General features: G+C 73.0%; 10 protein-coding genes and 1 pseudogene. 8 read left to right on the top strand and 3 right to left on the bottom strand.

The window, feature by feature from the left end:
- The 4 genes and pseudogenes from AB0G17_RS33495 to AB0G17_RS33480 form a co-directional block, all read left to right on the top strand.
- Positions 1 to 156 (top strand): annotated as a pseudogene (locus tag AB0G17_RS33495) (4-hydroxy-3-methylbut-2-en-1-yl diphosphate synthase); the annotation flags it as partial.
- A gap of 610 nt (positions 157 to 766) precedes the next feature.
- Positions 767 to 1,609, top strand: coding sequence for a GNAT family N-acetyltransferase (locus AB0G17_RS33490; protein WP_361390792.1), 843 nt, complete (start codon positions 767 to 769; stop codon positions 1,607 to 1,609).
- 65 nt (positions 1,610 to 1,674) lie between these two features.
- A complete protein-coding gene (locus AB0G17_RS33485) occupies positions 1,675 to 2,241 on the top strand; it encodes a GNAT family N-acetyltransferase (protein WP_361390788.1) in 567 nt (188 codons plus the stop codon).
- 72 nt (positions 2,242 to 2,313) lie between these two features.
- Positions 2,314 to 4,014 carry a proline--tRNA ligase gene (locus AB0G17_RS33480; RefSeq protein WP_361390786.1) on the top strand — a complete coding sequence of 567 codons (1,701 nt, stop codon included), beginning with the start codon at positions 2,314 to 2,316 and terminating at the stop codon, positions 4,012 to 4,014.
- A gap of 829 nt (positions 4,015 to 4,843) precedes the next feature.
- Here AB0G17_RS33480 and AB0G17_RS33475 read toward each other — a convergent pair.
- Genes AB0G17_RS33475 through AB0G17_RS33465 form a run of 3 tightly spaced genes read right to left on the bottom strand, consistent with a single transcriptional unit; the run spans position 4,844 to position 6,710 of the window.
- Positions 4,844 to 5,746: an aminoglycoside phosphotransferase family protein gene (locus AB0G17_RS33475; RefSeq protein WP_361390784.1), complete on the bottom strand. Its 903-nt coding sequence runs from the start codon at positions 5,744 to 5,746 to the stop codon at positions 4,844 to 4,846.
- Between the two features lie 23 nt (positions 5,747 to 5,769).
- Positions 5,770 to 6,198, bottom strand: coding sequence for a ferritin-like domain-containing protein (locus AB0G17_RS33470; protein WP_361390782.1), 429 nt, complete (start codon positions 6,196 to 6,198; stop codon positions 5,770 to 5,772).
- Entirely contained in the window at positions 6,198 to 6,710 is a 513-nt protein-coding gene (locus AB0G17_RS33465) for a hypothetical protein (protein WP_361390780.1), read from the bottom strand. Before AB0G17_RS33465 ends, AB0G17_RS33470 begins: the two co-directional genes overlap by 1 nt.
- A gap of 209 nt (positions 6,711 to 6,919) precedes the next feature.
- On the opposite strand from AB0G17_RS33465, the gene rimP reads away from it, so the two are divergent.
- The 4 genes from rimP (at position 6,920) to infB (ending at position 12,078) form a co-directional block, all read left to right on the top strand.
- Complete coding sequence (gene rimP, locus AB0G17_RS33460; RefSeq protein WP_361390778.1) at positions 6,920 to 7,417, top strand: ribosome maturation factor RimP; 498 nt, start codon at positions 6,920 to 6,922, stop codon at positions 7,415 to 7,417.
- Between the two features lie 2 nt (positions 7,418 to 7,419).
- Positions 7,420 to 8,412, top strand: a complete 993-nt coding sequence (nusA, locus tag AB0G17_RS33455) for a transcription termination factor NusA (RefSeq protein ID WP_361390776.1) — start codon at positions 7,420 to 7,422, stop codon at positions 8,410 to 8,412.
- 131 nt (positions 8,413 to 8,543) lie between these two features.
- Positions 8,544 to 8,822, top strand: a complete 279-nt coding sequence (locus AB0G17_RS33450; RefSeq protein ID WP_344079018.1) for a YlxR family protein — start codon at positions 8,544 to 8,546, stop codon at positions 8,820 to 8,822.
- Positions 8,823 to 8,970: 148 nt separating this feature from the next.
- A complete protein-coding gene (infB, locus tag AB0G17_RS33445) occupies positions 8,971 to 12,078 on the top strand; it encodes a translation initiation factor IF-2 (RefSeq protein WP_361390774.1) in 3,108 nt (1,035 codons plus the stop codon).
- Positions 12,079 to 12,106 lie beyond the last annotated feature (28 nt).

The raw sequence follows: 12,106 nt of genomic DNA, 5'->3' as shown, positions 1-12,106 counted from the left end.
GGCAAGGGGCAGATCTTCGTGAAGGGTGAGGTCATCAAGACCGTCCCGGAGTCGAAGATCGTCGAGACGCTGATCGAGGAAGCGATGAAGATCGCTGAGCAGATGGAGAAGGACGGCGTGATGTCCGGCGAGCCGCGGGTGTCTGTGGCGGGGTGAGCCCCCCACCCCGCCCCTTCCCTAAACCCTCCGGGGGTGGGGGGTGGGCTGAGGCGGCCCCCCCGGGGGGCTACGCCCCCGAACCCCGCTCGCGGGACCTGTGGCCCCTGCGCCCCGCTTCGGGGCTCCGCCCCGGACCCCGCTCCTCAAACGCCGGAGGGGCTGGTTTTGGCCGGGCCCCGTTGTGCCTCAAGGGGCGCGGGGCTGTGACATGTGCGGCTCCGCCGCGTGGGCGCGACCAGCCCCCTTGGCCCGCAGAGGGACACCGGGCCGAGAAGGGGCGCGGGGCTGTGACATGTGCGGCTCCGCCGCGTGGGCGCGACCAGCCGCCACCGGCCCGCGCCCGAGCGCGGACTCCAAGGCGCCGCCCCAGCCGCCCGCAGGGCTTTCGGGAAGGGGCGGGGTGGGGGCCTCCAGGCGGCCGGCCCCCACCGGCCCGCAGACGAACCCCAGGCCAAAAAGGGGGCGCGGGGAACTGCGCGACCGGCCACAGGCGGCCCGCAGGCGAGACACCGCACCCCCCCCCGGCGAAGCCGGGCAGGGCGGCGGCCGGGCGCCCCCGCCGGGTACAGTGCGGAGATCAGCAGACCGTATGGTGAGGCCCCACGTGTTGACGCAGACCACCACCCGGGTCCTCGAACCCGGTGACCTCGGCGCGGCGCTCGCCGTCCTGGAGAGCGAGCCGGTCGCCAACGCCTTCGTGGCCTCGCGCGTGCAGGTCGCCGGGCTCGACCCGTGGCGCCTCGGCGGCGAGATGTGGGGCTGGTACGCCGACGGCAAGCTGCGCTCGCTCTGCTACTCCGGCGCCAACCTCGTCCCGATCTGCGCCACCCCCGAAGCCGTCCGCGCCTTCGCGGACCGCGCCCGCCGCACCGGCCGCCGCTGCTCCTCCATCGTCGGCCCGGCCGAGCCGACCGCCCTGCTCTGGAGGCTCCTGGAGCCGCACTGGGGGCCCGCCCGAGACGTCCGCCCGCAGCAGCCGCTGATGGTCACCGAGCGGATGCCCGACGACGTGGTCCCCGACCCGTACGTCCGCCGGATCCGCAAGGACGAGATGGACGTGATCATGCCCGCGTGCGTGGCCATGTTCACCGAGGAGGTCGGCGTCTCCCCGATGGCGGGCGACGGCGGGCTGCTCTACCAGGCACGCGTCGCCGAACTCGTCGGCTCCGGGCGCTCGTTCGCCCGCGTCGAGGACGGCAAGGTCGTCTTCAAGGCCGAGATCGGCGCGGCCACCACGCGCGCGTGCCAGATCCAGGGCGTCTGGGTCGCTCCCGAGCACCGGGGCCGGGGCCTCTCCGTCGGCGGCATGGCCGCCGTCCTGCGCTACGCGCTCGCCGACGTGGCCCCGGTCGTCAGCCTCTACGTGAACGACTTCAACACGGCGGCACGCGCCTGCTACCGCCGGGTCGGCTTCCGTGAGACGGGGGCGTTCATGAGCGTCCTCTTCTGACTCCGCCGACTCTGCGGACTCTCGCGGCTCTTCCGAGCATTCCGTCTGACAGTAGGGTGCGGACCATGGCACCTTCCTTTGGAGCCGGTCCCCGGGTCCCCGAGGTCACGGTCGGACCGCTCGACCTCGCCGCTCGCGTGGACGAGGCCCTCGCCGTGCAGGCGGTCGCCTTCGGGCTCAGCCCCGAGGAGGTCGGCGTGCGCCGCCACATCGTGCTGCGCCACCTCGCCAGCCCCGGCGCGCGCGCCCTGGGCGCCACCACCCCCGACGGACGACTCGTCGGCTTCGTGTACGGGATGCCCAACGACCGTACGCACTGGTGGTCCACGGTCGTCGAGCCGTATCTGCGCCACAACGGCACCGACGCCTGGCTCGACGACTCCTTCGTGATCACCGAGCTCCATGTCCACCCCTCCCACCAGGGCCGGGGCACCGGCCGGGAGCTCATCACCCGGATCACCGACAGCGCGGCCGAGCCGAGGTCGATCCTCTCCGCGATCGACACGGAGAGCCCGGCGCGGGCGCTGTACCGGGCGCTGGGATATCTGGACCTCGCGGGCCAGGTCCACTTCCCCAGTGCGGCGCGGCCCTACGCCGTCATGGGCGCGCACCTGCCTCTGCGGCGGCCGTAAACCGATTTCCACGCGCGCGTGGCGCGCGGATAACCTCCTGAGACCACCCGTGTACGTACAGGAGAGATCCCCATGGCAGCCGCCCAGGTCCAGCGCATGTCCCGTCTGATGGTCAAGACACTGCGCGACGACCCGGCGGACGCGGAGACGCTCAGCCACAAGCTGCTGGTCCGGGCCGGATACGTACGGCGCAACGCGGCTGGTATCTGGACCTGGCTGCCGCTCGGCAAGAAGGTCCTGGACAACATCTCCAACATCGTCCGCGAGGAGATGGACGCCATCGGCGCCCAAGAGGTGCTGCTGCCCGCGCTGCTGCCCAAGGAGGCGTACGAGGCGAGCGGGCGTTGGGAGGAGTACGGCGACCTGCTGTTCCGGCTCAAGGACCGCAAGGGCGCGGACTATCTGCTCGGGCCCACCCACGAGGAGATCTTCACCCAGACCGTCAAGGACCAGTGCACGTCCTACAAGGACCTGCCGGTGATGCTCTACCAGATCCAGACCAAGTACCGGGACGAGGCGCGGCCCCGGTCGGGCGTGCTGCGCGGGCGCGAGTTCCAGATGAAGGACTCGTACTCGTTCGACACGACGGACGAGGGCCTGGCCGAGTCGTACGCGCTGCACCGCGAGGCGTACCGGAAGATCTTCGCCCGGCTCGGGCTCGACTACCGGATCGTCTCGGCGGTCTCGGGGGCGATGGGCGGCTCGGCGTCGGAGGAGTTCCTGGCCCCGGCCGCCGCCGGCGAGGACACCTTCGTGGACTGCCCGGCGTGCGAGTACGCGGCGAACACGGAGGCGGTGACCTTCGTCGCGGCGGCCGTGGACGCGTCCGGGGTCGGGCCGGTGGAGGAGCTGGACACGCCGGACACCCCCACGATCGAGAGCCTGGCGGCCCATCTGGGCGTCCCGGCCTCCGCCACCCTCAAGAACCTCCTGGTCAAGGTGGACGGCGAGATCGTGGCGGTCGGCGTACCCGGCGACCGCGAGGTGGACCTGGGCAAGCTGGGCGAGCACCTGGCGCCCGCGGTGGTGGAGCTGGTGACGGCGGAGGACTTCGCGGACCGGCCCGATCTCGTACGCGGCTACGTCGGCCCGCAGGGCCTGGACAAGGTCCGCTACATCGCCGACCCCCGGGTGGCGCCGGGCACGGCGTGGGTGACGGGGGCGAACCGGGCGGACACGCACGCCCGTAACGTCGTGTGCGGGCGGGACTTCTCGGTCGACGACTACCTCGACGTGGTCGTCGTCGAGGAGGGCGACCCGTGCCCCGCGTGCGGCGCGGGCCTCCGTCTCGACCGGGCGATCGAGATCGGGCACATCTTCCAGCTGGGGCGGAAGTACGCGGACACGTTCCAGCTCGATGTGCTGGGGCAGCAGGGCAAGCCGGTGCGGGTGACCATGGGGTCGTACGGGATCGGGATCTCGCGGGCCGTGGCGGCGCTGGCCGAGCAGACGGCCGACGCGCACGGGCTGTGCTGGCCCGCCGAGGTCGCGCCGGCGGACGTGCACGTCGTGGCGGCGGGCAAGGCGCTCCAGACGGAGGTGGCGCTGGACGCGGCGTCGCAGCTGGCCGCTGCGGGGTTGCGGGTGCTGGTGGACGACCGGGCGGGGGTGTCGCCCGGGGTCAAGTTCACGGACGCGGAGCTGCTGGGGGTGCCTCGGATCCTCGTGGCGGGGCGGCGGGCCGGGGAGGGTGTGCTGGAGCTCAAGGACCGGCGGACGGGGGAGCGGGAGGAGCTTTCTGTGGCGGAGGCGGTGGCGCGGCTGCGGGGGTAGCCGTGGGGTGGGCCGAGGCGACCTCCCCGGGGGGTACGCCCCCGGCCCCCCGTTTGCGGGCCTACGCCCCGGGACCCGCTTTCGGGGCTGCCCCCCCGGCCCCCGGTTTTCGGGACTTCGCCCCGGCCCCCGGTTTTCGGGGCTACACCCCGGCCCCCGGTTTTCGGGGCTACACCCCGGCCCCGGTTTTCGGGGCTACACCCCGGCCCCCGGTTTTCGGGGCTACACCCCGGCCCCGGTTTTCGGGGCTACCCCCCGGCCCCCGGTTTTCGGGGCTTCGCCCCAGGACCCTGTCTGTCTGCGGGCCGGCGGGGGCTGGTCGCGCAGTTCCCCGCGCCCCTCAAGTGCCGCTGCGCGGCATCCCCGGAATCGCCCCGACGGCCGGTCTTTTGGGGGTGCGGGGAACTGCGCTCCCAGCTCAAGCGGACCGCACCCGACGGACGGCCCGGTTTCTGAGGGGCGCGGGGAACTGCGCGACCAGCCCGAGTGGACCCGCACTCGACCACCGGCCGGATCTCTTAGGGGCGCGGGGAACTGCGCGCTCAGCCCAACCGGACCCGCACCCGACGGACGGCCCTGACATGTGCGGCTCCGCCGCGTGGGCGCGACAAGCCCCCACCGGCACGCAGGCGAACCCCGGGCCAAAGAGGGGCGCGGGGCTGTGACATGTGCGGCTCCGTCGCGTGGGCGCGGCCAGCCCCCGCCGGCCCGCAGGCGAACCCCGGGCCCAAAAGGGGCGCGGGGCTGTGACATGTGCGGCTCCGTCGCGTGGGCACGACAAGCCCCCGCCGGCCCGCAGGCGAACCCCGGGCCAAAGAGGGGCGCGTCGCTACAGCCAGCCCGCGAACTCCAGCAGGAGTTCCGACTCCTGGGCGCGGCCCGCGGCCCGCGCGCGCAGGCCGGACTCCACCGCTCGGAACAGGGTCCAGCCATGAAGCCGCGCCGGGTCGACATCCAGCGCGTCCGCCAGTTTGTTCACCCTGCGCCGCGCCACGGACGCGCCGCTGGGGGTCGCGATCAGGTCCTCGACGCGGTCGCGGACCAAGCGGGCCAAGTCGTAGGCGCGTTCGCCCACCAGCGGCTCCGGACCCACCGTCAGCCACGGCGAACGCTCGGCCGAAAGCACCTTGCTCTGGCGGAAGTTGCCGTGGAGGAGGAGCTCTTCCGGTGACGACGTGGTCAGGGTGGTGCGGGCGCTCAGCGCCGCCTCCGCCAGCGGGGCCAGCTCCTCCGGCAACTCGCCACGCATCACCGCCGCCTGACGGTCCGTCCGGTCCGCCACCGTCTCGAAGCCGTGGGCGGCCGGCGGCTCCACCCACAGGCGGCGCAGCGTTCCCGCCGCCTCCAGGAGCGCCTTCGCCTCGGGGAGCGAACGCAACGACACCTCGGGGTGCAGGCGTTCCAGCAGGAGGGAGGGGGAGTCCGGGACGTCCGCGTCCAGGAGTTGCGCCGCACCCCAGCCCTTCCAGTGCCGCAGCGCCGCCCGCTCCAGCTCCGGCCGCGCCTCGGCGGGGGCCAGCTTCAGGGCCGCCGGGGTGCCGTCCTGCCGCCGTACGAGGAGGACCAGGCTGCTGCGGCCCCCCGGTGCCTGCACCCGGTCCACCGTGAGCCCGCGCTCCGCGACCGCCGCGTCCACCAGTGCGGGCAACTGCCCCAGCCAGCGCGCCGCGACGTCGTCCCCGTACGTCTCGCCGAGCGCGCGTACCAGCCGCTCAGGCGGTTCGAAAGCCATGCGTGCGTCGTCCCCTTGGTCAGCTAGCCGGTCGGGCCCGGACGTTCGGCGAGCCCCGGAAAGGCTACGCTCCCGCCCCGCCACCTCCCCGCCCGCACCGCCGCCTCCCGCAGCGCGGCCGCCGCCTCGCGGCGCAACGGGCCCTCGGCCGCCCGTACGAGATCGGAGTAGACGCCCGCCACCCGGTCCTCCAGCTCGGCCGCCAGCCGCACCGCGGCCGCCGCGTCCGGCACCGGGAACGGCAGCGCGTACGCGGCCGCCGACGCGACCGGCGCGGCGCCCAGGTCCCGCACGGTCCGGGCGAGCGCGTCGCGGCGGGCGCGGTGGGCGGCGTACGCCTCCCGCGCCTCGGCTCCGCGCGGCTCGGCGACCCGGCCGCCGAGCACCCCGTACCCGTACACCGCCGCGTGTTCCGCCGCGAGCGCGGCCTGGGCCGCTTCCAGAGCCGACATCAGCCGAGGCCCTCCCGTCGCGTCAGGAGATACGCGTGGACCGCGCCCGCCGCAGCGACCGAGGCCAGCAGCCGGGCGAGCTCCGGGGGCGCCTCGGTGAGCGCCGCCGCGTGGGTGTCCGAGACCTGGCGGGCTGTCGTGGCCAGTTGGCGCAGCGCCTCGGCGGGGTCGTCGGGGACGGGTGCCGGAGGTGGCGAGGCGAGGTGCGCGGGGGCCGCCGCCAGCGCCGACGCGTGCTGCGCCGCCTCCTCGCGCAGGGGCGCGAGCCGCTCCCGTACCGCCGGATGGCGTACCGCCACCGCCTCGTACCGGTCGCGCAGCGCGGCGCTCGCCGCCGAGGTGCGCAGGCGCAGGGCGGCCTCCGCCCGTGCCGCGCGGGCCCGCTCCGTCTCGCTCCGGCCGGTCTGCGGCGACGGGCCGTCCGAGCAGGCGGCCAGGAGCCCGGCCGCGGCGGCCGCACCGGTCGCCGCGAGGGCGGCTCTGCGCGAGGTGGGCGTCCTGGTCGCGGGCACGTCTGTCTCCCCTGTGGGCTCCGGGCCCGGGGGCCGCCAAGTGATCACCGCAGGCGAGCGTACCCGCGCCCCGCCCAGGGTGGACGGCAACACCCCCCGGGACCGGATACCCTTTGACCTGACGGCGCAGACGTATGCCGTAAGTACGGCGCAGACGTATGCCGTAAGCGACGACCCACAACAGCACACGCGGCCGAGGAGTCACCCGGATGAGCACGACCCAGAGCGAGAGGCTGCGCGGACTGCTGGAACCGCTCGTCAGCGCCAAGGAACTCGATCTCGAGGAGATCGAGGTGTCCCGGGCCGGCCGTCGCCGCATGCTGCGGATCGTCGTCGACTCCGACGAGGGCGTGGAGCTGGACACCTGTGCCGAGTTGAGCCGCGCCGTCTCCGACGCGCTCGACGAGAGCGACGTCATGGGTGACGAGGAGTACGTCCTCGAGGTCACCTCCCCCGGTGCCGAGCGCCCGCTCTCCGAGCTGCGCCACTACGTGCGTGCCACCGGGCGGCTCGCCCGACTGACGCTGCGCGAGGACGGGGAGCTGGTCGCGCGGATCCTCGCGGCCGACGAGGAGGGTGTCGACCTCGAAGTGCCGGGCGTGAAGGGCCGCAAGGCCACCGCCCGCCGGGTCGCGTTCGCCGACATCGTCAAGGCGCGCGTCGAAATCGAGTTCAACCGCAAGGACAAGAAGGAAGAGGAGGCGTAGCCATGGACATCGACATGAGTGCCCTGCGGGGTTTGGTACGGGAGAAGGAGATCTCCTTCGACCTGCTGGTCGAGGCCATCGAGTCGGCCCTCCTCATCGCCTACCACCGCACCGAGGGAAGCTTCCGCCGCGCGCGCGTGCAGCTCGACCGCGAGAACGGTCATGTGACCGTGTGGGCGAAGGAAGACCCGGCCGACCTGGAAGAGGGCCAGGAGGCCAAGGAGTTCGACGACACCCCGACCGGCTTCGGCCGGATCGCCGCCACCACCGCCAAGCAGGTCATCCTGCAGCGGCTGCGCGACGCCGAGGACGACATCACCTTCGGTGAGTTCGCCGGGCGCGAGGGTGACGTGATCACCGGTGTCGTCCAGCAGGGCAAGGACCCCAAGAACGTCCTGGTCGACATCGGCAAGATGGAGGCCATGCTGCCGGTGCAGGAGCAGGTCCCGGGCGAGGAGTACACGCACGGACTGCGCCTTCGTACGTACGTCGTACGGGTGGCGAAGGGTGTGCGCGGTCCGTCCGTGACCCTCTCGCGCACCCACCCCAATCTGGTGAAGAAGCTCTTCGCCCTGGAGGTGCCGGAGATCGCGGACGGCTCGGTGGAGATCACCGCCATCGCCCGCGAGGCCGGCCACCGCACGAAGATCGCCGTCCGTTCGACGCGCTCGGGGATCAATCCGAAGGGCGCCTGCATCGGCCCGATGGGCAGCCGGGTGCGCAATGTCATGGCCGAGCTGCACGGCGAGAAGATCGACATCGTCGACTGGTCGGACGACCCGGCCGAGATGGTGGCGAACGCGCTCTCCCCGGCCCGGGTCTCCCGGGTCGAGGTCGTCGACATGGCGGCCCGCTCCGCGCGGGTGACCGTGCCCGACTACCAGCTGTCGCTGGCCATCGGCAAGGAGGGCCAGAACGCCCGCCTCGCCGCGCGGCTCACCGGCTGGCGCATCGACATCAGGCCGGACACGGAGCAGCCCTCCGAGCAGGACTGAGCAGACGGCCACGGGGCCCGGGAATAGGACCGGGCCCCGCTGCTGTTGCCGTCATGGCGATCTTTTAGGACAACAGCCGTTCGATTTTTGCCCCAAAGGGGTGAGGTCGGTACGGGGAGGTAGACTTAAACGTGTCTGGCCGGACGCATGCCCGCGCATGCCCTGAGCGAACCTGTGTGGGGTGCCGGGAGCGAGCGGCCAAGACCGATTTGCTGCGCATCGTGGAGGTCGAGGGCGCTTGCGTCCCCGATCCTCGCGGTACGCTGCCCGGCCGGGGTGCGTACGTTCACCCCGCCTCGGTCTGTCTCGACCTGGCGGTCCGTCGCCGGGCGCTCTCCAGGGCCTTCAAGGTCAAGGAGCAGCTGGACAGCGAGGCCGTGCGTCAGCACGTCGAGCAGGCAGCACCGTAAGAAGAAGTACGGCACGGAACACCGTGCGGTCAGGTACCTCGCGAGTTGGAAGTAGGTCGAGATTGCGATGAGCACTCGATGAGTACGCGATGAGTACGCCCATGAAGTAGCGACGGTCCGGCGGTAACCCGGACCTAAAAGGAGCGAAGTGGCTAAGGTCCGGGTATACGAACTCGCCAAGGAGTTCGGGGTTGAGAGCAAGGTCGTCATGGCCAAGCTCCAAGAACTCGGTGAATTCGTCCGTTCGGCGTCCTCGACGATCGAGGCGCCGGTTGTACGCAAGCTGACCGACGCTTTGCAGGGGCCCGGTGGCAACGCCGGCAAGTCCGCTGCCAAGCCCGGCGCGCCCCGCAAGGCGACGCCTGCCAAGCCCGCCGCGCCCTCCCCGGCGCAGGCGGCACGTCCCGCTGCCCCCAAGCCCGGCGCCCCGGCCCCCAAGCCGGCCGCCGCCGAGGCCCCCAAGAGCAGCACTCCGTCCACGGCGCCGGCCCCCGGCCCGCGCCCGGGCCCCAAGCCCGCGCCGGCCAAGCCCGCCCCGGCGGCTCCGGTCCCCGCGGCCGAGTTCTCGGCTCCGCCGGCTGCCCAGGCCCCCGCGCCGCAGCAGCAGCAGGCCCCGCGTCCCGCGGGTGCCACTCCCGGCCCGCGTCCGGCCGCCCGCCCCGCCGCCTCCGGCGGTCAGGGTGAGCGTCAGGGCGGCGAGCGTCAGGGTGCCCGTCCGGGTGCCCCGCGTCCGCAGGGCCAGGGCGCCGCGCGTCCGGGCGGTGCCCGTCCCGCGGGTCCCCGTCCCGGCAACAACCCCTTCACCTCCGGCGGCTCCACCGGCATGGCGCGCCCGCAGGCGCCCCGTCCCGGCGGCGGCGCGCCGCGTCCCGGTGGCGCCGGTGCTCCCGGTGGTGCCCCGCGTCCGCAGGGCGGCCCCGGTGGCGCTCCGCGTCCGCAGGGCCAGGGTGCTCCCTCCGGCCGGCCCACCCCGGGCGGTATGCCCCGCCCGCAGGGCGGCGCTCCGCGCCCCGGCGGTGCCCCGGGCGGTAACCGTCCGAACCCCGGCATGATGCCGCAGCGTCCCGCTGCGGGCCCGCGTCCCGGCGGCGGCCCCGGTGGCCGTGGTCCCGGTGGCCCCGGTGGCCGTCCGGGCGGCGCCGGCCGTCCTGCGGGCGGCGGCTTCGCCGGCCGTCCGGCCGGTCCCGGCGGCGGCGGTCGTCCCGGTGGCGGCGGTGGCTTCGGCGGCCGTCCCGGCGGTGGCGGTGGCGCTCCCGGTGGTGGCGGCGGCTTCGGCGGCGGTCGTCCCGGCTTCGCCGGTCGTCCCGGCGGCCCCGGTGGCCGTGGCGGCACGCAGGGTGCCTTCGGCCGTCCCGGCGGGCCCGCCCGTCGCGGTCGCAAGTCGAAGCGTCAGAGGCGCCAGGAGTACGAGGCCATGCAGGCCCCGTCGGTCGGCGGCGTGATGCTGCCTCGCGGCAACGGCGAGACCGTTCGCCTGTCGCGCGGTGCGTCGCTCACCGACTTCGCGGAGAAGATCAACGCCAACCCGGCGTCGCTCGTCGCCGTGATGATGAACCTCGGCGAGATGGTCACCGCCACGCAGTCCGTCTCCGACGAGACGCTGCACCTGCTGGCCGGCGAGATGAACTACACGGTTCAGATCGTCAGCCCGGAGGAGGAGGACCGCGAGCTGCTCGAGTCCTTCGACATCGAGTTCGGCGAGGACGAGGGCGGCGAGGAGTACCTCGTGGCGCGTCCGCCGGTCGTCACCGTCATGGGTCACGTCGACCACGGAAAGACCCGACTGCTCGACGCGATCCGCAAGACGAACGTCGTGGCGGGCGAGGCCGGTGGCATCACCCAGCACATCGGTGCCTACCAGGTCGCGACCGAGGTCAACGGCGAGGACCGCAAGATCACCTTCATCGACACCCCGGGTCACGAGGCGTTCACCGCCATGCGTGCCCGTGGTGCCAAGTCGACCGACATCGCGATCCTCGTGGTGGCGGCGAACGACGGTGTGATGCCCCAGACGATCGAGGCGCTCAACCACGCCAAGGCGGCCGACGTGCCGATCGTGGTCGCGGTGAACAAGATCGACGTCGAGGGTGCGGACCCGGTCAAGGTCCGCGGTCAGCTGACCGAGTTCGGTCTGGTGGCCGAGGAGTACGGCGGCGACACCATGTTCGTCGACATCTCCGCCAAGCAGGGTCTGCACATCGACTCCCTGCTGGAGGCCGTCGTCCTCACCGCCGACGCCTCGCTCGACCTGCGGGCCAACCCGGAGCAGGACGCGCAGGGCATCGCGATCGAGGCCCACCTCGACCGCGGTCGCGGCGCCGTCGCCACCGTCCTCGTCCAGCGCGGTACCCTCCGCGTCGGCGACACGATGGTCGCCGGTGACGCCTACGGCCGAGTGCGCGCCATGCTCGACGACAAGGGCGAGAACGTGGAAGAGGCGGGTCCGTCGACTCCGGTCCTCGTCCTCGGTCTCACCAACGTCCCGGGCGCGGGCGACAACTTCCTGGTGGTCGACGAGGACCGTACGGCCCGTCAGATCGCCGAGAAGCGTGCTGCTCGTGAGCGCAACGCGGCCTTCGCCAAGCGCACCCGCCGGGTGTCCCTCGAGGACCTCGACCAGGTGCTCAAGGCCGGTCTGGTCCAGGACCTCAACATCATCATCAAGGGCGACGCGTCCGGTGCGGTCGAGGCTCTCGAGTCCTCGCTGCTCCAGCTCGACGTCGGTGAAGAGGTCGACATCCGCGTCCTGCACCGCGGTGTGGGTGCGGTCACCGAGTCCGACATCGACCTGGCGATGGGCTCCGACGCCATCGTCATCGGCTACAACGTCCGTGCGGCCGGCCGTGCCGCGCAGATGGCGGAGCGCGAGGGCGTCGACGTCCGGTACTACTCGGTGATCTACCAGGCCATCGAGGAGATCGAGGCGGCCCTCAAGGGCATGCTCAAGCCGGAGTACGAGGAGGTCGAGCTCGGCACCGCGGAGATCCGCGAGGTCTTCCGCTCGTCCAAGCTCGGCAACATCGCGGGTGTGCTCATCCGCTCCGGCGAGGTCAAGCGGAACACGAAGGCCCGCCTCCTCCGGGACGGCAAGGTCATCGCGGAGAGCCTCAACATCGAGGGTCTGCGCCGCTTCAAGGACGACGTCACCGAGATCCGCGAAGGCTTCGAGGGTGGTATCAACCTCGGAAACTTCAACGACATCAAGGTCGACGACGTCATCGCGACGTACGAGATGCGCGAGAAGCCGCGCGGCTGATCGTCGTATCGACCCGGGGCCGGTCGGC

It is taken from the genome of Streptomyces sp. NPDC023838 (genome assembly GCF_040639555.1).
In the GTDB taxonomy this organism is placed as follows: Bacteria; Actinomycetota; Actinomycetes; order Streptomycetales; family Streptomycetaceae; genus Streptomyces.
This window is presented reverse-complemented; position numbering and strand designations above follow the sequence as displayed.

What these genes read in the sequence shown, in the direction of transcription:
- AB0G17_RS33485 (WP_361390788.1), top strand. Translation starts at nt 1,675, where the DNA reads ATGGCACCTTCCTTTGGAGCCGGTCCCCGGGTCCCCGAGGTCACGGTC.
- AB0G17_RS33480 (WP_361390786.1), top strand. Translation starts at nt 2,314, where the DNA reads ATGGCAGCCGCCCAGGTCCAGCGCATGTCCCGTCTGATGGTCAAGACA.
- AB0G17_RS33475 (WP_361390784.1), bottom strand. Translation starts at nt 5,746, where the DNA reads ATGGCTTTCGAACCGCCTGAGCGGCTGGTACGCGCGCTCGGCGAGACG.
- AB0G17_RS33470 (WP_361390782.1), bottom strand. Translation starts at nt 6,198, where the DNA reads ATGTCGGCTCTGGAAGCGGCCCAGGCCGCGCTCGCGGCGGAACACGCG.
- rimP (WP_361390778.1), top strand. Translation starts at nt 6,920, where the DNA reads ATGAGCACGACCCAGAGCGAGAGGCTGCGCGGACTGCTGGAACCGCTC.
- nusA (WP_361390776.1), top strand. Translation starts at nt 7,420, where the DNA reads ATGGACATCGACATGAGTGCCCTGCGGGGTTTGGTACGGGAGAAGGAG.